The organism is Nocardiopsis suaedae (assembly GCF_027706745.1).
Lineage (GTDB): Bacteria > Actinomycetota > Actinomycetes > Streptosporangiales > Streptosporangiaceae > Nocardiopsis_A > Nocardiopsis_A suaedae.
This window is the reverse complement of the sequence record NZ_JAQFWP010000010.1, coordinates 60,809-85,418: the sequence shown is the minus strand read 5'-3', so window position 1 is coordinate 85,418 and position 24,610 is coordinate 60,809. Positions and strand designations below refer to the sequence as shown.

The 24,610-nt window shown below is 72.7% G+C and carries 16 protein-coding genes; 4 read left to right on the top strand and 12 right to left on the bottom strand.

Going from position 1 to position 24,610, the window contains the following annotated elements:
- Positions 1–177: 177 nt before the first annotated feature.
- The gene (locus O4U47_RS07580) at positions 178–1,119 is read right to left on the bottom strand and encodes a hypothetical protein (protein ID WP_270676907.1); all 942 of its coding nucleotides are present in this window, start codon (positions 1,117–1,119) and stop codon (positions 178–180) included.
- Positions 1,120–1,248: 129 nt separating this feature from the next.
- On the opposite strand from O4U47_RS07580, the gene O4U47_RS07575 reads away from it, so the two are divergent.
- On the top strand, positions 1,249–2,397 hold the full coding sequence (locus O4U47_RS07575; RefSeq protein WP_270676906.1) for a hypothetical protein: 1,149 nt from the start codon (positions 1,249–1,251) through the stop codon (positions 2,395–2,397).
- 389 nt (positions 2,398–2,786) lie between these two features.
- On the opposite strand, the gene O4U47_RS07570 is transcribed toward O4U47_RS07575, so the two are convergent.
- Together O4U47_RS07570 and O4U47_RS07565 are read right to left on the bottom strand one after the other, a co-directional pair.
- Positions 2,787–3,491, bottom strand: coding sequence for a class I SAM-dependent methyltransferase (locus tag O4U47_RS07570; protein ID WP_270676905.1), 705 nt, complete (start codon positions 3,489–3,491; stop codon positions 2,787–2,789).
- A gap of 122 nt (positions 3,492–3,613) precedes the next feature.
- Positions 3,614–4,063 (bottom strand): glycine-rich domain-containing protein, encoded by a 450-nt coding sequence (locus O4U47_RS07565; RefSeq protein ID WP_270676904.1) that lies wholly within the window; start codon positions 4,061–4,063, stop codon positions 3,614–3,616.
- Between the two features lie 167 nt (positions 4,064–4,230).
- On the opposite strand from O4U47_RS07565, the gene O4U47_RS07560 reads away from it, so the two are divergent.
- The gene (locus tag O4U47_RS07560) at positions 4,231–5,631 is read left to right on the top strand and encodes a helix-turn-helix domain-containing protein (protein WP_270676903.1); all 1,401 of its coding nucleotides are present in this window, start codon (positions 4,231–4,233) and stop codon (positions 5,629–5,631) included.
- A 1,230-nt stretch (positions 5,632–6,861) separates the two neighbouring features.
- Here O4U47_RS07560 and cimA read toward each other — a convergent pair.
- The 9 genes from cimA to gatB all read right to left on the bottom strand — a co-directional run bounded on the left by cimA (position 6,862) and on the right by gatB (position 21,577).
- Positions 6,862–8,439 (bottom strand): citramalate synthase, encoded by a 1,578-nt coding sequence (gene cimA, locus O4U47_RS07555; RefSeq protein WP_270676902.1) that lies wholly within the window; start codon positions 8,437–8,439, stop codon positions 6,862–6,864.
- Positions 8,440–8,752: 313 nt separating this feature from the next.
- Positions 8,753–9,877 (bottom strand): branched-chain amino acid aminotransferase, encoded by a 1,125-nt coding sequence (locus O4U47_RS07550; RefSeq protein ID WP_270676901.1) that lies wholly within the window; start codon positions 9,875–9,877, stop codon positions 8,753–8,755.
- Between the two features lie 198 nt (positions 9,878–10,075).
- Positions 10,076–11,137, bottom strand: coding sequence for a 3-isopropylmalate dehydrogenase (locus O4U47_RS07545; protein WP_270676900.1), 1,062 nt, complete (start codon positions 11,135–11,137; stop codon positions 10,076–10,078).
- Between the two features lie 537 nt (positions 11,138–11,674).
- Complete coding sequence (gene serA, locus O4U47_RS07540) at positions 11,675–13,264, bottom strand: phosphoglycerate dehydrogenase (protein WP_270676899.1); 1,590 nt, start codon at positions 13,262–13,264, stop codon at positions 11,675–11,677.
- A 167-nt stretch (positions 13,265–13,431) separates the two neighbouring features.
- Positions 13,432–14,427 carry a ketol-acid reductoisomerase gene (ilvC, locus tag O4U47_RS07535; RefSeq protein ID WP_270676898.1) on the bottom strand — a complete coding sequence of 332 codons (996 nt, stop codon included), beginning with the start codon at positions 14,425–14,427 and terminating at the stop codon, positions 13,432–13,434.
- A 53-nt stretch (positions 14,428–14,480) separates the two neighbouring features.
- Positions 14,481–15,005, bottom strand: a complete 525-nt coding sequence (ilvN, locus tag O4U47_RS07530) for an acetolactate synthase small subunit (protein WP_270676897.1) — start codon at positions 15,003–15,005, stop codon at positions 14,481–14,483.
- 37 nt (positions 15,006–15,042) lie between these two features.
- Positions 15,043–16,806 (bottom strand): acetolactate synthase large subunit, encoded by a 1,764-nt coding sequence (locus tag O4U47_RS07525; protein ID WP_270676896.1) that lies wholly within the window; start codon positions 16,804–16,806, stop codon positions 15,043–15,045.
- 340 nt (positions 16,807–17,146) lie between these two features.
- Entirely contained in the window at positions 17,147–19,921 is a 2,775-nt protein-coding gene (locus O4U47_RS07520; RefSeq protein WP_270676895.1) for a putative bifunctional diguanylate cyclase/phosphodiesterase, read from the bottom strand.
- Between the two features lie 114 nt (positions 19,922–20,035).
- Positions 20,036–21,577 (bottom strand): Asp-tRNA(Asn)/Glu-tRNA(Gln) amidotransferase subunit GatB, encoded by a 1,542-nt coding sequence (gatB, locus tag O4U47_RS07515; RefSeq protein ID WP_270676894.1) that lies wholly within the window; start codon positions 21,575–21,577, stop codon positions 20,036–20,038.
- A gap of 215 nt (positions 21,578–21,792) precedes the next feature.
- Here gatB and O4U47_RS07510 point away from each other — a divergent pair, with 215 nt between their 5' ends.
- Both O4U47_RS07510 and O4U47_RS07505 read left to right on the top strand, forming a co-directional pair.
- A complete protein-coding gene (locus O4U47_RS07510; RefSeq protein WP_270676893.1) occupies positions 21,793–23,001 on the top strand; it encodes a thioester domain-containing protein in 1,209 nt (402 codons plus the stop codon).
- A gap of 362 nt (positions 23,002–23,363) precedes the next feature.
- On the top strand, positions 23,364–24,602 hold the full coding sequence (locus tag O4U47_RS07505) for a thioester domain-containing protein (protein WP_270676892.1): 1,239 nt from the start codon (positions 23,364–23,366) through the stop codon (positions 24,600–24,602).
- Positions 24,603–24,610 lie beyond the last annotated feature (8 nt).

Genomic DNA, 24,610 nt, shown 5'->3' with positions numbered 1-24,610 from the left:
CCGGCAACCATCCCCCCGGCAGCGGAGACTCGCCGCACAGCCTCGCGCAACCGTCAGGGGATCCGTCGGCGAAGAAGCCGGGGTCGCCCACGACGGCCCACCAGATGTGAAGGACCGCGTAAGTCGAGCACCACGCAGCGGCCATGACCGGCCTCGGTGGCGCGAGCATGCGGGGAATCACCGTTCGACCTCCGTCGAGCGCGGCGACGGGCAGTCCCCACCCCGTGTGACCTGTCGGGTCAGTGCGGCACGGAAGCCTGCGCTGCCGGTTCGGAACCGATCCTCGGCGGCGGCTTCACTTGGGAGAGAATCGCCGAGGGCGTCGTTCACCCGGGGATACCGCGCGGCGATCTGTGCCTCGACCATCGGATCGTCGGTGAGCGATGCCGCCCGCCGGGCCAGGTCGTCCGACACCACGATCGTGCACTCCAGGGCCATCACGGGTGCGACCTCGTCATCGAGTTCCCTCACCTGGCCGGCCACTGCGGCGAGATCCGCCTGCCTCGCGGAGTGCCTCTGCTCCTCCTCGAGCCGGCGAGGCGCATCCGTCGATTCGACGAGCTCGCGGGTCGGCCAGAGCTCGACGTACGGCGCGTCGTAGGGATGGTCCACCGTCACGACGACGAAGCCGTGGCTGGCCAGGTCCTCGGCGAGCGCGGTGAGGGAGCTGCGCATGCCGTCCGGCGGCGCGCCCATCACGACCACCGGGAAGGATCCGTGCCGCGGCGGCGCGTACCGGTGGGCGTGCGTGGTGAACAGCCAGTTGACCTCGCCCGACCGCAGTCCGAGCCGCTCCTCGTGGTCCGGCGACCACGCGAGCATCGCGAGCTCGGCCATGTGCTGGGACCGCCCGTAGTGGCGGAGCGGATGCTCCCCGTCGGCGGCCGGATAGCGGATGTCGGCCATGACGACGCGCGAGTCGCCCGGCCGCCACGGGTCGTCCGCTCCGGTGTCGAGGCGGGTGTACCGGACTCCGACCGCTTCGGGCCCTGTGGGGTCGATGAGACCGGGGCTGAAGGGTTCGCGCCACACCGCTTCAGGCCGTCCCGGGAGGATCAGGATCGAGGCCGCGGCAGCGAGGCAGGCGACGGCGACCGCGGCCAGATGTCGAGTGCTCATGTCTTCACTCTCGGCCGGTGAGCGGACGGATCCCATCCGTCTTTCGGCAGAGTGCCGTGCCGAAGGCGATCGGATCTCCGGCGTTCGACGGAGACCGGGAAATGGGAGGACGCCGACAGGGTCGTGAACATGACTGCGACAACGTCCACCGTGCCTCCGAGGACCGCGCCCCTGGCCGGCCCCATCGCGGTCGCATGGTCGGCCTACGTGACCGTCATGGGCGTCTACTGGACCGCCGGCGGTGCCGGCTTCCCCTTCGGACGCACGGACCCGGGCGCTCCCGACTCGGCATCCCTCCTCGCGGCCCTGGAGGCGTCGGCCGGTGGCCCCGTGATCGCCGCGACCGGCCTCATCGGACTCTTGCTGGCATGGCGGTTGGAGAGCCGACGGCCGCTGTCCGCGATCGGGAGAAGATGCCTGATCATTGCGGGGGTCACCTTCTCCTGCACCCTCGTGGCGCCGGTACTCGACGGCCGCGCCGTGTTCCTGCTGCCGCCGTTGGGCCTGAGCATCGCGCCGTGGTTCGATGCCGACTGGCCGACCCTCTTCCAGATGACCACTCCCTTCGCAGCCGCCGGCTTCCTGGTGACCACGGTGGGGATGGCCCGCCGTACGGCCGATCGGTCCGCAGCGGGAGTGGCGCGCGCCGCCGCCGTGTCCACCGCCTGGGAGCGGGTCGGGCGGGTCGCGACGTACATCGCCATGCTGGCGCCGGTACCCTACGCGGTCATCCGGCTGTGCTGGTCCCGCGGCTGGGGCGTCGGTGCCCCGGAGCCGTTCGTCGACTGGCTCCTGCTCACCCAGCCGGAGAACGTGTGGATCGAGCCCATCCTCGCCGGCATGGCTCTCACCGGGGCGCTCCTCACCTCCGGTCTGCTCCGCCCTTGGGGCCGGGTCTTCCCGCGGTGGCTGCCCGCGCTGGGCGGCCGCCCCGTGCCCCTCTGGTTGCCGCTCGGCCTGGGCGGTTCGGCGGCGCTGGCGGTCTGGTCCTTCGGCCGGGGGATGCTGCTCGGGCGCCTGGGGGTCCACATTCCCGGCCAGGTGAGCGCGGCCCAGGCATGGGGCCTGGAGGTCAGTGGGTGGGACTACTGGGGCGTCGACGGCCTCGCCTGGGTGCTCTTCCCGCTCTGGGGGCTTTCCCTCACGGTGGCGCTGGTCGGCTACTACCACCGGCGTCGCCCGCTCGGCACGGCCACGCCCGCACCGCCACGCTGCGGGAGTACGCCTTCGCCGAGCTCAAGGCGCGGGGACGCGGAGCGCAGGCCGCGCAACACGTGATCAAGAGGGTCCGCGACTCCTCCACCACGCTCAAGACCGGGTCCAAGCCCGTCGTGTTCCGGCCCGAGGCGGCCCAGCCCTACGACGACCGGTGTTGTGCGACATGAAGTCGTATTCCATGAGTGTGGGGTCGGGTCCCCATGGACTTCACCGATCCCGAAGGGGGAACGAAGACGGCGGTGCCGCTCGCGCCGGGCGGCCTACTGGTCATGACAGGCCCGGCGCGCTACACGTGGCGCCATGCCGTCACTGCACGCAAGAGCGACCCCGGCCCCAGGTGGACGGCCACCACGGGAATCTCCCCGTCCTGCGGTCAGGCCGTATCCGTGCGTGCCTCATCGAGCAGGCGCAGCAGCCAGCGGTCCACACCACCACGGCAGGAAGCCGCCCTACTTCCCCGTGCCACGTGGAGGACGCCGGGCGACGGCGATCAGGGTGCCCAACAACTCGGAGTCGGGGGCGGGGTGGACGCGAACGTCCACATCGGTGAAGCCATGTCCGGTCATGATGTCGGCCCACTGCTCGGGTTCGTAGGCCCACCTGTACAACCACACCGGCCGTCCTGTGAACCCTGCCCCGTACATGCCCTGCGCGCCATAGGCCCCGGGAACCGGCGGTGCGTGGGAGAAGACGAGCCGTCCGCCCGGCTCTAGGCGGTCGAAGATGAGGGGCAGCAGCCGCCCCGGGTCGGTGAACCACACCGCGCCCCAGATGGAGTAGATGGCCTCCCAGCGCCGCCCGTCCGCTCCCGCGAGGAAGTCAACGGCGTCAGAGCAGGTGAACTCCGCGTTCGGCAGGTGGGCCCACCGTGCGGTGGCTCGTTCCCGCTGCACCGGGGATACGTCCACTCCCGAGGCGGCGATCCCTTTGGCCGCCAGGACGGCAACGGCGTTTCCCCGCCCGAACCCCAGCTCCAGCGCGGTAAGGGGTTCACCGAGCAGTTCATCGCCAGGGCCGTGGCCCTCGTACTGGCACCAGCCGAAGGCGTTCTTCAGCGCTTCTTCGGGCGACTCGATGTCAGCCTGGCCATTGCCGTAGCGGTCCCAGTAACCGGCGGGGCTGACGGTCTGCGCGGGGTCAATGCGTGTACTCATGGTCTCCGGTGTCCGTGTGGCGGCTGCGCGGTGGCCGACACGGTAGCGCCGGGCGCCCCATGATCGCCGGTGAACACGGCAACGGGGCCCGAGCGGTGTGCTCGGGCCCCGCAGTCAGGGGATCAGTGGCAGTTGGAGCCGGGGTGGCAGGGAGTGCACTTGGCGCCGTCGCGCTCCCACAAGGGCCAGTCGACGACGAACCCGTTGTTCTCGATGACATGGGCGGTCTTCATGACGGACCCGTCGTACTTGAATTCGATCTCGGGGGTGTGCTCCAGGAGGCCGCCGAAGTGGCGGTGGCAGAACTCGCGGTAGTTGACGGTGTCGAGGATGAAGCCGTGCACGGCGGTGTCGATCAGGGGGCCGCAGCCGAGCCCGAGGTGTCGGCCGTGCTTCTCCATGGCGGTGATCAAGTAGGCCACGGCCTGGCCGAAGCACCTGTTCGCCATGACGGTGTCCCAGGGGTGGTCGCGGATGAGCAGGGCGATCTCGCGGTCCCACACGTCGGCGGGGACGTAGTCGCGGGGGTCGCGGGTGGCGGTGCGGGCCGCCTCCGTCCCGGTGGTGGTCATCAGGGGCTCCTCCTTCAGCAAGGGCGAACCTTCTGGACACCTCCCAGGAGACGGCTCCACATGCGCGGGGCTCAATGACGCCGGGTGAGGGCATCATTGCCCCGCGGGGCAATGTCTTCGCCGGTGGCCGCGGGCTAGCCTCGCACCACCCCCTGCCGGAGGAGCCCATGCCGACGATCAGCCGTCGGCGCCGCGCGGAGCTGGCCCGCGCCGCCGCACAGATCCGCATCGAGGGCCAGCGCTCCGGGCGCACCGTGCACGCCGTCGCCGCTGAGATCGTCCGACGCCTGCCGCAGATGCGGCCGCTGGAGGCGCACCGGCACGCCTACGGGTGGACCCGCCGCCAGCTCGCCGACGCCGTCGTGGAGGCGATCCGGGCACGAGGGCAGGCCGACCCCGGGCTCTCCGAGGCGAGGATCTGCCGATGGGAGCACAACGGCGTCCACCCCTCCGCGGACTACGCCGAGGCGCTTATAGAGGTCTTCGCCGTCCCTCCCGCGCGCCTTGGCCTGACCGCACCCCGGACTGCTTGGTACGGTCGTGGCCATCCGCGCGCCCAGGGAGTCACCATGGCCGACCACGCGCCGCTGACCGCGGTGACCGACAGCATCGCGCTGCACTTGGAGGTCGAGGGGCCCGCGGGCGGCCCCCAGGCGCGTGAGCAGGTCGGAAGGGCGCTGAACTACTTCGCGGTCCATTATGGCGACCACGCGCCGACCCTCATGGCCACCGAGGTCCACCGGTGCCGAGGCCTGGTCGTGGGCATGCTCGCTCACCGCCAACCCGACCGTGACCGCAGGGAGCTGCGGACTCTGGCGGGATGGCTCTCGGCGCTGCTGGGAGACTTCGTCTTCTCCGCCTCTGACTACGAGGGGGCGCTCATCCACCTGGGCACCGGTGCCCGTCTAGGGACCGAGGTCGGTGACGCCCGTCTGGCGAGTTGGAGCGTGGGGGCGCAATCGATGATGACCGCTTTCCGCGGGCGAGACGTCGATGCCTTAGAGCTGGCGGTTCAGGCGAGCGAGCTTGCCGACGGGCCGCTGCAGCAGGCGCAGATGGCGGCCTGGTGCGAACTGCGGCCACTGGCTCGCATGGGACGAGCGCGGGAGGCCCGGGACGCGGCTCGTCGGGCACAGCGCAGCATGGACGCCGCTGACGAGGATCCTCGGAACCGGTGGGGGTTCGACCGGCCGGAGCTGCACCAGCACCTGGCCGAAGCCCACCTGACGCTCGGAGACTCGGCGCAGGCACGCAGTCACGCCGAGACAGCCCGAAGGCTGAAGCGGACCGGTTCGGGCGGGTGGGCCGCCGCAACCGCGATCCTGGCGCGGGCGGCTGCCGCCGACCGCGACGCCGACGGGGCGGTGGCGCTCGCCGACCAGATCCTCGACACGGTGCCCGCCGAGTCGTTGCGCGAGACCACCCGGCGCCGCCTCCTCACGCTCGATGCGGACCTGGCCGCCGACCCCGCTCCCGGACCGGCGGCACGCGCTCTGACCGACCGCCTCCGAGCGCTGCCTGCTCACAGCCCGATCCAGCGCTCCAGCCCGGAGCCCAATGGCCGGTGAGAAGCGGTCACCGCTTCTGCACCTCGCGCATGACCGTTCCCCCACAACGCAATGAGTGAACTGGGTAGGGGGCGGTCATGGCACCGAGGACGGCGGAGCTCCTGAGCTCGGCCCCAGTGCCGTCGCTTTTCGCTGCCTCCAGCCCCCCCGGCCGCCCCGGTGGGGAGCGCGACGCCGCGCCACTGGGGGTGGGGTGGGCCCGCCAAACAGCGGCAACCCAAAGCAACGAGCGGTGGGGATGCCTCCTGGACCGACGAACGTGGTGGAAGAACCGTCCATGAGGCGATCAAGAGGTGAAACCACCACCCTCACTCCCCTCGGCCGACCAGAACGCGGGCCCGGAGGCTGCGCAGGGTCATCCTGTGTCGTGAAATCGCCGTTTTCCGCATGATCGTGTGGCGATTCCGCCACACAGGATGAGCGGACCGGCCTTCACACACCCACACGCGGGCGGCCACCCGCCCCTGACCGCGCCGCATTCCCGGAGCGGGAGAGGCCCGCCACCCGGCGAGCAGCGCCGGGGAACCGCCCTGCTCCTGCCGTCGCCGCTCTCCTCCCCGGCACCGTGGCGGCCCGACACCCGGCAGGCAGGCCGGAGCGGGGTGCCTGCTGATCCGTCGTTGCTCTCCGCCTGGACTTTCGACAGCCGAATGGGGAGCGCGGCACCGCACCGCCGGGGTGGGGAGGGCCCGCCAAGCAGCGGTAACCCAACGCAACGAGCGGTGGGGATGGGGCCTGGACCAACGAACGCGGCGAAAGAACCATCCATAAGGCGATCAGGAGGTGGAACCACCACCCCCGACGGCCCACAGCGGCCCCATCGGCGAGCGCGGCGCCGCACCGCCGGGGTGGGGTGGGCCCGCCAAGCAGCGGTGACCCAACGCAACGGGCGGTGAGGGTGGGGCCTGGACCAACGAACGTGGATCACCACCAGAAGGTGATCAGGAGGCGGAAGCACCGGCCTCGATACCCCGCAGCGGCCCCGCCGAGGAGCGCGGCGCCGCACCGCCGGGGTGGGGCGGGCCCGCCAAGCAGCGGCGACCCACTGCAACGAGCGGTGGGGATGCCTCCTGAGCCCACGCTGCTTCGTCGCATGCTGTGGCTGCGGTGGAGATCGAAGGGGCAGCACCAAGCCAGAGAACTGGGCGGTGGGGTGGGGACGCCTCCTGGGCCCAGGTGCCACATGGTGCAGCGGTCCCGGCTCGGGGCCGGGCCGGGACCGGGCGCCCCCTACTCGTTGTGGCCCTGGTGCATCAACCCGTACCTCACGGCCTGCTCCAGTGCGGTCCACGACGCGTCGATCACGTTCTCTCCCACGCCCACCGTCGTCCACTCGCTGTGGCCGTCGCCGAAGGTGACCAGGATCCGCGTCACCGCCCCGGTGCCGCCGCCCTCCAGGATGCGGACCTTGTAGTCCACCAGACGCAGCGCCCCCAGCTCGGGGTACACCCCCTCCACGGCCTGGCGCAGGGCCCGGTCCAACGCGTTCACCGGGCCGTTGCCCTCCGCGGTGGCGATCATCCGCTCACCCTTGACGTGCAGCTTCACGGTCGCCTCGCTCACGGCCACCCCGTCCGCGCGGCGCTCGGTGATGACCCGCCACGATTCGGCGGTGAAGAGCTCGGGCGCCTCGCCCAGTTCTTCGCGCAGGAGCAGCTCGAGAGAGGCGTCCGCGGCCTCGAAGCTGTACCCGCGGGTCTCCAGCTCCTTGATGCGCTCGACCGCCCGCGCCGCCGGGGCCCGGTCGCCGCCCAGGTCCACGCCCAGCTCCTCGGCCTTCAGCTCGATCGACGCCCGCCCGGCCATGTCCGAGACCAGCATCCGCATGTCGTTGCCGACCAGGGCCGGGTCGGTGTGCTGGTACAGGTCCGGGTCGACCTTGATGGCCGAGGCGTGCAGCCCCGCCTTGTGCGCGAACGCCGACACCCCCACGTACGGCTGGTGCGTCGCCGGTGCGATGTTCACCAGCTCGGCGACGGCCGTGGAGACGCGGGAGGCCTCGGCCAGGCACCCCTCCGGCAGCACCTTGCGCCCGTGCTTGAGCTCCAGCGCCGCCACCACCGAGAACAGGTCGGCGTTGCCCACCCGCTCCCCGTACCCGTTGGCGGTGCACTGCACATGGGTGGCCCCGGCGTCGACCGCGGCCAGGGTGTTGGCGACCGCGCACCCGGTGTCGTCCTGGGCGTGCATGCCCAGCCGCGCGCCGGTCGCCTCAAGGGCCTCGGCGACGACGCGGCCGACCCCGGCGGGCAGCATGCCGCCGTTGGTGTCGCACAGCACCGCCACGTCGGCCCCGGCCCCGGCGGCGGCCCGCACCGCCTCCAGGGCGTAGGACGGGTCGTACAGGTACCCGTCGAAGAAGTGCTCCAGGTCGACGAAGACCCTCCGCCCCTCGGCCCGCAGGTGCGCGACCGTGTCGGCGATCATCGCCAGGTTCTCCTCCGGCGTGGTGCGCAGCGCGCGTTCCACATGCCGGACGTCGCTCTTGGCCACCAGCGTCACCACGGGGGCACCCGAGTCGCGCAGTGCGGCGACCTGTGGGTCGTCCGCCGTGTGGGCCCCCGGCCGGCGGGTCGCGCCGAACGCGGTGAGCCGCGCGTGCTCCAGGTCGAGCTCTTGTGAAGCCCGCCGGAAGAACTCGGTGTCCTTGGGGTTGGCCCCCGGCCAGCCGCCCTCGACGAAGCCCACGCCGAAGGCGTCCAGCAGCCGCGCGATGGCGAGCTTGTCGGCGACGGTCAGGGCGACCCCCTCGCGCTGGGCGCCGTCGCGCAGGGTCGTGTCGAAGACGTGGAAGCTGTCGTCTGGCATCGGTGGTACTCCCGAGTCGGATGCTGCCCGTGGTGCCGGAGCCCGACCGTGCGCCGCCAATAAAAAAGACCCCTCGTGGACACGAGAGGTCGGCGCGCCGGCGGGGTCCGTTTTCAGCCGGCGCGCCTGGCGATAATGATCACCTGAGACGGCACGCTGCCAGTCTGCCACAGGGGTGCGGAAAAGCCCGAGTTCACGCGCCGAATGTCTCGGGATGTGAGACGCAATGTCCCGGATCCGGACGTCGTGGCCGGTCCTGTGGCTGGTCGTGCGGCAGGTCCCGGCGGGAGCAGGGCCGGGCGGTGGAGGCCCCTCAGGCCTTGGGGAAGGTGCGGATCCACCCGTGGGTGTCGGGGCGTTTGCCGTACTGCAGCGCCACCAGCTCCTCGCGCAGCCGCATGGTCACCGGCCCCGGCTCGCCGTCGCCGACGGTGAACTCGCCGTGGGCGCTCTTGACGTGCCCGACCGGGGTGATCACCGCCGCGGTGCCGCACGCGAACACCTCGGTGATCTCCCCGCTCAGCGCGCCCTGGCGCCACTCGTCGGTGGAGATGCGCCCTTCCTCGGCGGGAAGGCCCAGCTCCGGCGCGAGCTTGAGCAGCGAGTCTCGGGTGATGCCGGGGAGCAGCGTCCCGGTCAGCCCCGGGGTGAGGATGCGCGCGTCCTCGCCGGACCCGAAGACGAAGAACAGGTTCATCCCGCCCATCTCCTCGACCCAGCGGTGCTCGACCGCGTCCAGCCACACGCACTGGTCGCAGCCCTGCTCGACCGCCTGGCGCTGGGCCAGGAAGCTGGCGGCGTAGTTGCCCGCGAACTTGGCCTCGCCGGTCCCGCCGGGCGCGGCGCGGGTGTAGTCCTCGCTCAGCCACACGGTCACCGGGCGGACGCCCCCGGAGAAGTACGGCCCCGACGGCGAGGCGATCAGCCCGAACAGGTAGGTCGACGACGGGCCGTTGACGCCCAGGCCGACCTCGGTGGCGATCATGTAGGGACGCAGGTAGAGGCTGGCGTCCTTCTGGGTGGGGATCCAGTCCCCGTCGTGCTCCAGCAGCAGCTCGATGGAGCGCACGAACAGGTCCTCGGGCAGCTCGGGCATGGCCATGCGCCGTGCGCTGCGGTTCATGCGCTCGGCGTTGGCCTCGGGCCGGAACGCCGCGGCCGTGCCGTCCGGGTGCCGGTAGGCCTTGAGCCCCTCGAAGATCTCCTGCGCGTAGTGCAGTGCCTTGGTGGCCGGGTCGAGCGACAGCGGCCCGTAGGGCTCCAGCCGCGCGTCGTGCCACCCCTTCCCCTCGGTGTAGCGGATGGTCACCATGTGGTCGGTGAACACGTTCCCGAACCCGGGGTCGCCCAGCAGCGCCTCTCGCTCCTCCGGGGTCCGCCGCGAGGCCGAGGGCTGGACGTCGAACGTCAACCCGCTTGTGGTGGTGCCGTTGCTCATGGGTTTCTCAGGTCCTCTCACCTACGTCGGTCCGGCAGCGCCGCCGGTCCGGAGTCCAGTCTGACGGAATCGGCGCGTCCGCTGCCAGTGCCCGTTCCGGCCGGGCACCGGCGCACTCCGGGCGCGCCCCGGAGGGGAGAGGATCCCCGGCGCGGCCCGCCCGGCGGTGCAGGGCGGGCCGCGCTCGAGCGAATGCGGCTAGCCCTGCCCGGCTACTCGGCCGGCCAGGTCGTCACCGATCTGGGCGGTGGTGCGCTCGCCGCCCTCCTTGGCCCGCACCTGCAGGTCCTCGGCGACCGCGGCCTCCACCCGGCGCGCGGCGGCGGGCAGCCCGAGGTGCTCCAGCATCAGGGCGACCGAGAGCACCGTGGCGGTGGGGTCGGCGACGCCCTGTCCGGCGATGTCCGGGGCCGACCCGTGGACCGGCTCGAACATGCTGGGGAAGTCCCCCTCGGGGTTGACGTTCCCGCTGGCGGCCAGGCCGATGCCGCCGGTGACGGCGGCGCCGATGTCGGTGATGATGTCGCCGAACAGGTTGTCGGTGACGATCACGTCGAAGCGCTCGGGCCGGTTCACGAAGAACATCGCCGCCGCGTCCACGTGGCAGTAGTCCACGGTGACCTGCGGGTACTCGGCGCCGACCGCGCGTACGGTGCGCTGCCACAGGTCCCCGGCATACGACAGCACGTTGTCCTTGTGCACCAGGGTCAGGTGGCGGCGGGGCCGCTCGGCGGCCTTGGCGAAGGCGTAGCGCACGACCCGCTCCACGCCCATGCGGGTGTTGACGCTGTCCTGGGTGGCGATCTCGTCGGGGGTGCCCTTGCGCATCACCCCGCCCATCCCGGCGTAGGGCCCCTCGGTGCCCTCGCGGACCACGAGCATGTCGATGTCCTCGGGGGTCCGGTCGGCCAGCGGGGTGGCCACGCCCGGGTACAGCTTGACCGGGCGCAGGTTGGCGTAGTGCGCGAAGGCGAAGCGCAGCCGCAGCAGCAGCCCGCGCTCCAGCACCCCGCTGGGCACCGAGGGGTCGCCCACGGCGCCCAGCAGGATCGCGTCGTGGCCGCGCAGCTCGGCCTCCACCGCGTCGGGGAGCACCTCGCCCGAGGCGTGGTACCGGCGCGCCCCCAGGTCGTACTCGGTGGTCCCGACGGCGAGGTCGTCCCCGGCGGCGGCCGCGAGCACCTTCAGGCCCTCGGCGACGACCTCGGGACCGATCCCGTCGCCGGGGATGACGGCCAGATTCACGCTGCGCGCTGCCATGTGCCCTGCCTATCGGGTCGGGCCGGTCCCAGCATGTCTCACATGCCGAGACCGGCGTTACGTTCTCTGAGACAACTGTAGCGCCTCAGCGCCCCTGGGGCGCCCCGTTGTCCCTGCGCTCGAAGGCGTCCTGCAGCGCGCGGGCGGCCTCGTCGCGGTCCTCGGCGGGAGTGTCTGCGGTGTCGTACACGGCGGTCCTCACAAGCGTCGTGGAGTGGAGAAAAGAGAAGAGTGGAGCAGGGAAAAGGACGCGTGCGGTCGCACTCAGAGATCGCGCATGGGTGGCGCCCGCGGAAGTGGTCCTGCGGGGCGGCGCCGGGCCCGGACCCGAGTTGCGGGCGGGGGCGGCGGTGCGCGCGGCCGCGGCGCGGAGTCGCGCCGACGGATTTACTCGGACGACAGAATATCGGATGTCCGAACTTCTCACCAGAAGCCCCGCGGGATCCATCGGAGGAAACCCGCGGAGACGACGGCGGCGGCCGCCCGGTCCACCGGGCGGCCGCCGCGTCAGTGCAGTCTGCGTGCGGCGGGGAGGCGCTAGTCCTCCAGGTCCACCTGGCGGGTGGTCTCGGCGCGGATCTCGGTGGAGATCGCCTCCAGCGTGGCGCCCGGGATGGCCGTGTCCACGGTGAGGATGATCAGCGCCTTGCCGCCCTGCTCGTCCCGGCTGACCTGCATGCCCGCGATGTTCACCGAGGACTCGCCGAGCAGCGCGCCCACGGTGCCCACGATGCCCGGGCGGTCGTCGTAGGACAGGAACGCCATGTGGTCGCTGAGCGCGATCTCCATGCTGTACCCGTTGACCTCGACGAGCTTCTCGGTGTGCCGCGGCCCGGTCAGGGTGCCCGACACCGACACCCGGCGGCCGTCGGCCAGCACCCCGCGCACGGTGATCAGGTTCCGCCAGTCGGAGTCGCCGTCGCCGGTGGACAGCGTCACCTCCACCCCCCGCTCCTTGGCCAGCAGCGGGGCGTTGACGAAGGTCACCGCCTCCTCGACGACCGGGCCGAACACGCCCTTGAGCGCGGCCAGCTCCACGACCTTCACGTCGTGCGCGGCGATCTCGCCCCGCACCTCGACGTCGATGCGGTCGGGCAGCCCCCCGGCCAGCGAGGTGAAGATCCGGCCCAGCTTCTCGGCCAGCGGCAGCCCCGGCTTGACCTCCTCGGCCACCGAGCCGCCCTGCACGTTGACCGCGTCCGGCACGAACTCCCCGGCCAGCGCCAGCTTGACCGAGCGGACCACCTGGGTCCCGGCCTTCTCCTGGGCCTCGTGGGTGCTGGCGCCCAGGTGCGGGGCGACCACCACGTTCTCGAACTCGAACAGCGGGCTGTCGGTGCACGGCTCGCTGGCCCACACGTCGATGCCCGCGCCGGCCACCCGGCCCTCCTTGATCGCCCGGTAGAGCGCGTCCTCGTCGAGGATGCCGCCGCGGGCGGCGTTGATGACCCGCACCTCGGGCTTGACCTTGTGCAGCGCCTCGTCGCCGATCAGGCCCAGGGTGTCCTTGTTCTTGGGCAGGTGGATGGTGATGAAGTCCGAGCGCCGCAGCAGCTCGTCCAGGCTGACCATCTCCACGCCCATCTGCGCGGCCCGGGCGGGCTGCACGAACGGGTCGTAGGCGATGAGCTTGGTGCCGAACGCCGACAGGCGCTGGGCGACCAGGGCGCCGATGCGGCCCAGGCCGACCACGCCCACCGTCTTGTCGTAGACCTCCACGCCGGTGTACTTGGACCGCTTCCACTCCCCGTTGACCAGGGCGTTGTGCGCGGGGGCGGTGTTGCGGGCGCTGGCCAGCAGCAGGTTCACCGCCTGCTCGGCGGCGCTGACGATGTTGGAGGTGGGGGCGTTGACGACCAGCACGCCGGCCTTGGTGGCGGCGTCCACGTCGACGTTGTCCAGGCCGACCCCCGCGCGGGCGACGACCTTGAGCTTCGGTGCGGCCGCCAGCGCCTCGGCGTCCACCTGGGTGGCACTGCGCACGATCAGCGCGTCCACGTCGGCCAGGGCCGGGAGCAGCTGGGACCGGTCCGCGCCGGTGGTGTGGCGGACGTCGAAGTCCCCCTCCAAAAGAGCGAGTCCGGCGGGCGAGAGTTCTTCCGCGACGAGTACGGAGGGCTTGGGCACAGCGTGATCCTTATGGTTGCCAGTCGGTCTGCGTCGGGTGCGTCGGCCGACAAAAGTCTAGTCCGCAGGTCGGGATCGCGGGCGGGGAGGGCGCGGGTTGTGATCCTTCCCCAGATGCGACGGGGCGGGCGGCGCGTGCCGCCCGCCCCCGGCCCGGCCCGCCGGACTCAGCCCTTCAGCCAGCTCATCAGCGGACGCAGCTCCGCCCCGACCTTCTCGATCGGCTCGGCCTGCTCGGCCTCGCGCCGCTTGAGGAAGGTGGGCCGCCCGGCGTCGAACTCGGCCACCAGCTCACGGGCGTAGGTGCCGTCCTGCACCTCGGCCAGGATGCGCCGCATCTCCTCGCGGGTCTGCTCGGTGATCACCCGCGGGCCGCGGGTGTAGCCGCCGTACTCGGCGTTGTCCGAGACCGACCAGTTCATCTTGGAGATGCCGCCCTCGTACATGAGGTCGACGATCAGCTTGACCTCGTGCAGGCACTCGAAGTAAGCGACCTCGGGCTGGTACCCGGCCTCGGTGAGGGTGGCGAACCCGGCCTTGATCAGCTCGGCCAGGCCGCCGCAGAGCACGACCTGCTCACCGAACAGGTCGGTCTCGGTCTCCTCCTCGAAGGTGGTCTTCAGCGCGCCCGCGCGGGTGCCGCCGATGCCCTTGGCGTAGGACAGCGCCAGGTCCCAGGCGGAGCCGGAGGCGTCCTGCTGGACGGCGACCAGCACCGGGACGCCGCGCCCCTCCTCGAACTGGCGGCGCACCAGGTGGCCGGGGCCCTTGGGGGCGACCATGGCCACGTCCACGTCGGCCGGCGGCTGGATCAGGCCGTAGCGGATGCTGAAGCCGTGGCCGAAGAAGAGCGCGTCGCCCGGGCTCAGGTTGGGCGCGATCTCCTCGGCGTACAGGTCGCGGTGGATGTGGTCGGGGACCAGCACCATGATCAGGTCGGCCTCGCGGGTGGCCTCGGCGGGGGTGAGCACCCGCAGGCCCTCCTCCTCGGCCTTGGCGCGGCTCGTGGACCCCTCGGCCAGGCCGATGCGCACGTCCACCCCGGAGTCGCGCAGCGACAGCGCGTGCGCGTGCCCCTGGCTGCCGTAGCCGATCACGGCGACCCTGCGCCCCTGGACCGCGCTCAGGTCGGCGCTGTCGTCGTAGTACATCTGTGCTGCCACGTCGGCGTGCTCCTTGCTCGTGTTCTTCTTCGTCTTCCTGCGCCGCGCCGGGGTCAGGCGCTCCGCTCCACGGGGCGCAGCGAGCGGTCCGTGATCGACCGGGGGCCCCGGCCCAGGGCCACCATGCCCGACTTGACCAGTTCCTTGATCCCGTAGGGCTCCAGGTTGCGGATCAGCGCGTCGAGCTTCTCGGGTTTGCCGGTCGCCTCGATGACGACGACGTCGGCGTGGACGTCGACGATGTTCGCGCGGAACAGCTCCGCGGTCTGGATCACGTGGGGGCGGCTGGCGGCGTCGGCCTTGACCTTGGCCAGCAGCAGCTCCCGCCGGACCGATGCGTCGTCGTCCATCTCGACGATCTTGATGACGTTCACGAGCTTGTTGAGCTGCTTGGTCACCTGCTCCAAGGGGTGGCGGTCGCAGTTGACCACGATCGTCATGCGGGACAGTCCCTCGTACTCGGTGGTACTGACGCTGAGGGAGTTGATGTTGAAGCCGCGGCGCGAGAACAGCGCCGAAGCACGGGCGAGGATGCCCGGGGTGTCCTCGACGAGGACGGAGAGCGTGTGCTGGCTCATGGGGACGGCTGCCCTTTCTGCTCGTCTCGTCGCTTGCTCAGTCCTCGTCGCCCCAGTCCGGCGCCATGTCGCGCGCGTACTGGATGTCGTCGTTGCTCACGCCCGGCCCGACCATCGGCCAGACCATCGCGTCGTGGTGGACCGAGAAGTCGACCACGACGGGGGCGTCGTCGACGGCCATCGCCTTCTCGATGGTGGCGTCGACGTCCTCGGGCCGCTCGCACCGCAGGCCGACACAACCGTACGCCTCGGCCAGGCGCACGAAGTCGGGAATGCGGACCTTCTCCTCCTCGACCGGCGCGGTCTGCAGGTTGGTGTTGGAGTAGCGGCCCTCGTAGAACAGGGTCTGCCACTGGCGGACCATGCCCAGGTTGCCGTTGTTGACCACCGCGACCTTGATCGGGATGCCCTCCACGGCGCAGGTGGCCAGCTCCTGGTTGGTCATCTGGAAGCACCCGTCGCCGTCGACCGCCCACACGGCGCGGTCCGGGTCGCCGACCTTGGCGCCCAGCGCCGCGGGGACGGAGAAGCCCATGGTGCCCAGCCCGCCGGAGTTGAGGAAGGCCCCGGGGCGCTCGTGCCCGATGAACTGGGCCGCCCACATCTGGTGCTGGCCGACCCCGGCGACGTAGGTGGCCTCGGGCCCGGCGATCTCGCCCAGGCGGCGGATGACGTGCTGCGGGGCCAGCCCGCCCTCCTCGGCCGGCTGGTAGCCCAGCGGGTACTCCTCGCGCAGCCGCTCCAGCTGGGCCCACCAGGCCGCGTAGTCGCCGCGGCGGTCCTCGGACTGGTCCTTGCGGACCGCGACCACCAGGTCGGCCAGGACCTCCCGGCAGTCGCCGACGATCGGCACGTCGGCGTGGCGGTTCTTGGAGATCTCCGCCGGGTCGATGTCGGCGTGGACCACGGCCGCGTCCTTGGCGAAGCTGTCCAGCCGCCCGGTGACCCGGTCGTCGAAGCGGGCGCCGAGCGCGACCACCAGGTCGGCCCGCTGCAGGGCGCCGACCGCCGGGACGGTGCCGTGCATGCCCGGCATGCCCAGGTGCTGGGGGTGGGAGTCGGGGAAGACGCCGCGCGCCATCAGGGTGGTGACGACCGGGACCCCGGTCAGCTCGGCCAGCACCCGCAGCTCCTGGTGGGCCCCGGCGCGCAGCACCCCGCCGCCGACGTAGAGCACCGGGCGGCGGGCCTCGGCGATCAGCCGGGCGGCCTCGCGGACCTGCTTGCCGTGCGGCTTGGTCACCGGCCGGTAGCCGGGCATGTCGAGCCGCTGCGGCCAGGCGAACTCCGCCTCGGCCTGCAGGGCGTCCTTGGCGATGTCGACCAGGACCGGGCCGGGGCGGCCGGTGGAGGCGATGTGGAAGGCCTCGGCGATGGTCCGCGGGATCTCGGCCGCGTCCTTGACCAGGAAGTTGTGCTTGGTGATCGGCATGGTGATGCCGCTGATGTCGGCCTCTTGGAAGGCGTCGGTGCCGATCATGGGGGTGGCGACCTGGCCGGTGATGGCGACCATCGGGACCGAGTCCATGTGGGCGTCGGCGATGGGGGTGACCAGGTTGGTGGCGCCCGGGCCGCTGGTGGCCATGCAGACCCCGGGGCGGCCGGTGGCGTAGGCGTAGCCCTCGGCGGCGTGCCCGGCGCCCTGCTCGTGGCGCATCAGGATGTGCCGCACCCGCCGGGAGTCGTAGAGCGGGTCGTAGGCGGGGAGGATCGCCCCTCCGGGGATCCCGAACACCGTGTCCACGCCGGCGTGCTCCAGTGACCTGATCAGCGAACGTGCTCCGGTCATGCGCTCGGTCATCGAAAGATCCTTCGGTCGCGATCCAGGGGGTCGGTCCAGCCGTGGCAACAAAAAACCCTCCACCGCGGGTGCGGTCGGAGGGTGGCGCGCAGCAGCGTCTACTCGGTCAGCTGGCTGCGCGCCGACCAAGTACGAGAATGAGGGTGGTGTTGCTCTGCACGGTGTCAACCTTGGCGAACGCGGGGGCGGGCGTCAACCGATTCCGGGTTTTGTCTCACGATATGAGATGTGACGTGTCGCATACCGCGCCCGGCGAGAACCGAACAAACCCCTTATGACCTGCGGATACGCAGCGCGGCGCCGAGCGCGCCGCACCCTGGGTCCACATTTCGGACACCTTCTAGAGCGGAATGCCCGCGCCGCCGCCCACGAGCGCCTCCACGCCCGCGGCCGCCATCGGCCGGGCCACCAGGAACCCCTGGCCGTGGCCGCACCCCATGGAGCGCAGCTTCTCCAGCTGCTCGGGCCGCTCGATCCCCTCGGCCACCACCTGGACCCCCAGGTCCTGGCCGAGCCGCACGATGGTGTGGGTGAGCAGCGTGACGGTCCCGTCGGCGCCCAGGTCCCGCACGAACGACGGGTCGATCTTGATCTCGTCCACCCGCAGCTCGCGCAGGTGCGCCAGGGACGCGTACCCCATCCCGAAGTCGTCGATGGCCAGCCGCACCCCCAGCCGCCGCAGCGCCGAGAGCCGCTCCACGGCCTCCCCGGGGTCCTCCAGCAGGACCTCCTCGTCGACCTCCAGCGTCAGCACGCGCGCCGGCAGGCCGCTCTCCTCCAGCGCGTCGGCCACCGTCTCCACGAACCGCGGCGAGAGGATCTGGCGCACCGACAGGTTCACGCTCAGCCCGATGTCCCACTCGGCGGCCCGCCACAGCGCCACCTTGGCGCAGGCCTCCCGCAGCACCCACTCGCCCAGCGGGACGATCAGCCCGGACTCCTCGGCGGCGCCGATGAACTCCTCGGGCAGCAGCAGCCGCTCGGCGGCCCGCCCGTCCCCGTCCCCGTCGGCCGGGTCCGTGCGGCGCCAGCGCACCAGCGCCTCCACCGCGGTCACCTGCGAGCTCTCCAGGTCCACCACCGGCTGGTACTCCAGGGTGAACTCCTTGTCGGCGAGCGCCTGGCGCAGCCGCGCCTGCAGCTCCAGGCGCCCCACCACCTGGGCGTGCATGTCGGCGGCGTACACCTCCAGGCGGCCGCCGCCCTGCTCCTTGGCCCGCGCCAGCGCCATGTCGGCGTTGCGCATCAGCTCTCCGGCGTCCATCCCGGACTCGGCGAAGGCCACCCCGGAGCTGGCGGTGAGCACCACCTCCCGGTCGGCCACCTGGAACGGCTCGGCGGCGATCGCCCGCCCCAGCCGCTCGGCCAGGTCGACCACGCGCTGGGCGTGCGCGCCGCCCTCGACCAGCACCGCGAACTCGTCCCCGCCCCACCGGGCCAGGGTCATGCCGGAGGCCGACGCGGCGCGCAGCCGCCGCGCCGCCTGCGCCAGCAGGTAGTCGCCGAAGGTGTGCCCGGCCGAGTCGTTCACCGCGGTGAACCCGTCCAGGTCGAGGAAGATCGCGGCGATCTCGCCGGAGCCGGCCTCCTCGCCCGAGGCGGCCGCCCGCTCCCGGCGGGCGATCATGTCCCGGGCCCGCTCCTCCAGGTAGGCCCGGTTGGGCAGGCCGGTGATGCCGTCGTGGAAGGTCAGGTGGTTGACCTGGTCCTCCAGCGCCACCAGGGCGCTGATGTCGCGGGTGGTCACCAGCAGCCGGTCCGGCTCGCCGGGCTGCTCGTACAGCGACACGGTGGACTCGGTGTGCCGCCAGGTGCCGTCCCCGGCCCGCACCCGCAGCCGCAGGTGCACGCTGTCGGCGCCGCCGCCCCGCTCGAACAGGCGCGCCGCCCCGGCCGTGCGCGGCAGGTCCTCCGGGTGCACGATGGCCGTCACCGGCTCGGCCACCAGGTCGTCCAGCGTGTAGCCGAACGCCTCGGGCGCGCCGGGGCTGACGTAGAACACCCCGCCGTCGTCGTCCAGGATGAGGATGACGTCGCCGCTGTTGCGCGCCAGCTCGTGGAAGTGCGCCTCGCGGGTGAGCACCATCCGGTTCAGGGTGCCGTTCTCCTCCAGCATCCCCGACATGCGCACCAGCAGCACCAGCACCGCCGACCCGGCGGCCAGCGGCAGCACCGCCGCCACCCCGGTCAGGCTCAGCGCCGCCACCGTCAGCACCACCGTGGCCAGCCCGAGCGCGGCGATCGCCGCGATCTCCGGGGCGAACCGGTACAGACCGCGGCCGGTGATCCGGCGCGGCCGCGCCCCCGCCCGGTCCCGGATCAGCCACGGCAGCGCGCCCAGCAGGGCGAAGCCCAGCAGCCGCACCGGGTACTCGATCCCACCGGCCGGGGCGTCGCCGGTCAGCCGGGTGACCGCCCCGATCAGGTCGGCCCCGGCCACGATGACGAACGCCGCCATCGCGATCACCACGGCCCGGCGGGTGCTGTGCGGCGAGGTGAAGGCCAGCGGCGCGATCAGGCACAGCACCGCGATGTCGGCGACCGGGTACACCAGGGCGAAGCCCAGGTACTCCCCGCCCTCGCCCAGCTCGCTGTACAGCCGCGCGAACAGCAGCAGCCAGACCACGGCGAACAGGGCCGCCGCGGCCACGTAGGAGTCGGTCAGGTGCCGGGTGGCCGGGCGCAGCCCTTGCGGCAGCGGGGCCAGCCGGGTGAACCCGAGGGCGAACAGCGCCAGCGCCACCAGGCTGAACAGGTCGCCCAGGGTGAGCGAGACCGCCGGGCTGGTGGTGAGCAGGCCGGTGACGGCCGAGGTGGCCGCCCCTGCGCTCCAGGCGGCCGCGGCCAGCCCCAGGTAGCGCAGCGCGGCGGTGCCGTCGGCGCCGTCGGAGACCATCGGGTCGTCGGCGGCGGTCCCGGCCCGGCGCCGGGCGCCGGTCAGCAGGGACGCCGCGGCCAGCGCGGCGGCCACCGCGATGGGCCAGTGGCCCAGCCGCGAGGTCAGCGTCGTCCCCGGCGCCACCTGCACCAGCGTGCCCAGCGCGTAGACCACGGTGAGCACCGCGACCGCGCCGAGCCAGAGCCGCTGGTCGCCCTTGGCGACGGCCGTCTTCATGGGCACCCTTCCGGTCGTTGGCGCAGAGCGTGCCGCCTCCGCGGCACGGGCCGGGAGCGACCAGGCTATTCACCCAAGGTCACGCTCGGGTTGAGAGACGGCACCGGCCCCTGATCAGGCCGAACCGATCCGCTCCAGGATGAGCTCGCGCGCGCGGGCCGCGTCGGCCTGCCCCCGGGTCGCCTTCATCACGTCCCCGACCAGCTTGCCCGCGGCGGCGGCCTTGCCGCCGCGGATCTTCTCCACGACGTCCGGGTTGTCGGCGATCACCTGGTCGACCACCCCGCCCAGCGCCGAGTCGTCGCTGACCACCTTCAGCCCGCGGGCCTCGACCACCTCGTCCGGGGCGCCCTCCCCGGCCAGCACCCCGTCGACGACCTGGCGTGCCAGCTTGTTGGTCAGCTCGCCGGAGGAGACCAGCGCGCACACCCGGGCCACCTGCGCGGGGGTGATCGCCAGCGCCGCCAGCTCCGTCTCGGACTCCGAGGCGCGGCGGGACAGCTCGTTCAGCCACCACTTGCGGGCGTCGCCCGAGTCGGCCCCCGCCGCCACGGTCGCCTCGACCAGCTCGATGGCGTCGGCGTTGACCAAGTCGCGCAGCTCCTCGTCGCTGAGGCCCCACTCGGTGCGCACCCGCGCGCGCTGGGCCGCCGGAAGCTCGGGCAGGCCCGCGCGCAGCTCCTCCACCCAGTCGGCGCCCGGCGCGACCGGCACCAGGTCGGGGTCGGGGAAGTAGCGGTAGTCCTGCGCCTCCTCCTTGGAGCGGCCCGAGACCGAGGTCCCGGTGTTCTCCTGGAAGTGGCGGGTCTCCTGGACGATGCGGCCCCCGGCGTCGAGCACCCCGGCCTGCCGCTCGATCTCCGAGCGCACCGCGCGCTCCACCGACCGCAGCGAGTTGACGTTCTTGGTCTCGGTGCGCGTGCCCCACTCGCCGGCGCCGTCCGGGTTGATCGACACGTTCACGTCGCAGCGCAGGGACCCCTCCTCCATGCGCACGTCCGAGATGCCCAGCGAGCGCACCAGCGCGCGCAGCTCGGCCACGTAGGCGCGGGCCACCTGGGGTGCCAGGTCCCCGGCGCCGGGAATGGGCTTGGTGACGATCTCCAGCAGCGGGATGCCCGCGCGGTTGTAGTCCACGTTGGAGTGGCTGGCGCCGTGGATCCGCCCGGTGGCGCCGCCCACGTGGGTGCTCTTGCCGGTGTCCTCCTCCATGTGGACCCGCTCGATCTCCACACGGAAGGTGCGCGGCCCCTCGGGCGTGTCGACCTCCACGTCGAGCGCGCCGTCGCTGCACAGCGGCTCGTCGTACTGGGAGATCTGGTAGTTCTTCGGCATGTCCGGGTAGAAGTAGTTCTTCCGGGCGAAGCGGCACCAGGAGGCGATCGAGCAGTCCAGCGCCAGGCCCAGCCGGATCGCGCTCTCCACCGCCGTGGCGTTGGCCACCGGAAGGGCGCCGGGCAGGGCCAGGCACACCGGGCACACCTGCGTGTTGGGCTCGGCTCCGAACGCGGTCGGGCAGGAGCAGAACATCTTCGAGGCGGTGCCCAGCTCGATGTGCACCTCCAGCCCGAGGACCGGCTCGTACCGCCGCACCGCGTCGTCGTACGCCACCGGCGCCGCGCCCGCGGCAGTGCCGTTCGTTACCGCGCTGACCATCGCCGCACTACCCGTTTCCGTCGTCGTGGAATTCCTCCCGCGTACCCGCGGGACCTCATGAGAAGCCTACCGATGGCCGGGCACCGGCGACGACGGGCGCGGAATGTCACAGCACGCGCACGATTCGGCTCCCACGCGCGGTTCCTCCTGGACGCGCGCGCCCCTCCGGTTACCCTGACCGCGACCCCGACCGACCCGAAGGAGCCCGCACCGCCGTGCCCCGCACCCCGACCGCCGCACCCGCCCGCCCGGCCGCAGCCGCCGCGGCGCTGCTCGGCGCGGCCGCCCTGGCCTGCTCCGGGGCCCCGGCCGCCGCGGCCTCCCCGGACGGCCCCGCCCGCGTGGAGCGGGCCGTCACCGAGGGCGCGCAGGTGCACCTGGAGAGCGGCGACAGCGTGGCCACCGCGCTCTACAGCCTGCGGATCGACGACTCGGCCTCGGTCCCCGCCTACGGCGCCGACCTCGACGGGGAGGTGGACCACTCCGCCGCCTACGTCGAGTCCGGCTTCGAGGCGCTGGAGGCGCCCGAGGACGCCGCCGGACCGGTCGCCTGGGTGGTCGCCCACTCCTACCCCTCCGTCGGCCTGGAGGACCTGGACGCCCCGGGCGCCGGGGGGCTGAACGAGAGCCAGGCCATCGCCGCCACCCAGGCGGCCGTGTGGCACTTCACCGACGGCGCCGAACTGGCCGGGCCCGGCGGCAGCGGCGGCAACGACCCCCGCGTGGAGCGGTTCTACCGGCACCTGGTCTCCGAGGCCGAGCGGGCCCCGGACGCCCCCGCCGCGCCCACCCTGGCCCTGGCCCCGGACCGGATCTCCGGCGCCGACCCGGCCGCCCCGCTGGGCCCGCTGCGGGTCAGCACCACCGGAACCGGCCCGGTCCGGGTGGCGGTCAACGGCGCGCCCGGCGCCCGGCTGGCCGACGCCGACGGGGAGACGGTCTCCGAGGTCGCCGACGGCGAGGAGTTCTACCTGCACGTGCCCGCCGACCCGGGCGCCGGGGTGGCCACCGTGCACGCCCGCGCCGGCACCGCCGCGCTGTCCCCGGGCCGCGCCTTCTCCGGGCGCGACGGCGTGGCCACCCTGCCGGTGGTCGCCGCCGATGAGGCGCTGACCGGCGCCTCGGCCGAGGTGAAGGCGGACTGGTCCGCCCCGGCCCCCGAGGGCGCACCCGGGGCCGCACCGATGCCACAGGCCTCCTCGCACGTCCCCGCCCGCGAGCGGCCGGAGGCCCCCTCCTCCCCCGCGCCGCCCCCTTCCCCCGCTCCCGCCGCACCCGAAGGCGGGGCGGCCGACACCGAGGCCTCCGGCGGCCTGGCGCTGACCGGGACCTGGCTGGGCGGGCTGCTGGCGATCGGCGGCGGCCTGGCGGCCGCGGGCGCCGCGGCGCTGGTGGCCGCCCGGCTCCTCAAGCGGCGCCGCTAGGGCGCCGCCCGCGCCTCCGTGGTTCCGGTCACGTTTGACGCATGTCCGTTTTCGGACCAAATACCGTTGATCCCCTTTCCTGAGCTGCACGAACCGCACAGTTCAGGCATTGTTACCGAGAATTCCGCGAACCCTGTTGGAAGTCCGGAATCGGGTCGCTAGGATCGGGCGGTGCGGAAGTGACGCATTCGCCCCGCGGCCCCGAGACATCCCGCGGCTCAGGCGATCCCGACGCACCCGAGACGGACCCGCTCGACACAACCCGGGTGCGCGCTTCCCCGGCCGACCCCTCTCGACCTCGGAATTCACCGGTCCGGGAGGGCCCGGCGCATCATTCCCCGATACGAGACCCGGGACGCGATTTGATCACTACGGTCCACCCCCACGCCGCCCGCCGCGGCCGCCGCTTCGTCGCGGCCACCGCGGTGACCGCAGCGGCCGCCCTGGCCTTCGGCCTGTCCTCGGCCCCGGCCCTGGCCGACGGCGCCACCGGAAAGTACGTGGGCAACGGCCCCGGCGGTATCGCCGTCGAGACCGAGAACCACGGAAAGATCCAGACCAACCTGTTCAAGCTGCAGCTGGACGACGGCGCCACCCTGCAGACCTACTGCATCGACGCCGAGACCGCGATCCGCGGCGGCGCCGAGTACCGCGAGGACGCCTGGGACACCTACCCCGGCAAGGGCGACTTCGCCCAGCCCGGCAAGGTGCACACCGTCCTGCAGTCCTCCTTCCCCACGGTCGGCGTCGCGGACCTGGCCGAGGCCGCGGGCATCGAGGGCCTGACCGAGAAGGAGGCCGTCGCCGGCACCCAGGCCGCGGTCTGGCACTTCAGCAACGGCACGAAGCTGACCGAGGGCGGCAAGCACGGCGCCAACGTCGACGCGCTCTACGCCCACCTGGTGGAGCAGGCCGAGAAGTCCGACACCCCCGAGCCGGAGGCGTCGCTGACCATCACCCCCGAGGCCGCCGAGGGCGCCGCCGGGGAGACCATCGGCGAATTCACCGTCGAGACCAGCGCCGACTCGGTGCCGCTGAAGCTGGACGCCCCTGAGGGCTTCCAGCTGGTCGACGTGGAGAGCGGCGAGCCGGTCGAGGCCGCCGCCGACGGCGACACGCTGGGCGTCAAGGTCCCCGAGGGCGCCGAGGACGGCGAGGCCTCCTTCTCCGGCACCATCACCGCCACCGTCGAGGTCGGCCGCCTGTTCCGCGGCGTCGACGGCCAGCCCGCCACCCAGACGCTGATCACCGCCGACAGCTCCGAGACGGAGATCACCGCCGGCGCCGAGGTCTCCTGGACCTCCGGCGGCGAGACCCCGCCGGACGACGGCGGCGACGACGGCGACGAGCAGCCCAGCCCCTCCCCCTCCCCGTCCACCCCTGACGACGGCGGGAACGGCGGCGGCGACGAGGGCGACGGCGGCCAGGACGAGGGCGACGACAAGCCCGCGCCCGGCGGCGGCGACGAGGACCAGGGCGGCGGCCTGCCGGTCACCGGCGGCGCGCTGTACGGCCTGATCGGCGCGGCCGTGGCCGCGGTCGGCGGCGGCGCCGCGGCGATCTACTTCGGCCGCAAGCGCAAGGCCTCCAGCGAGGTCTGAGGCCCGAC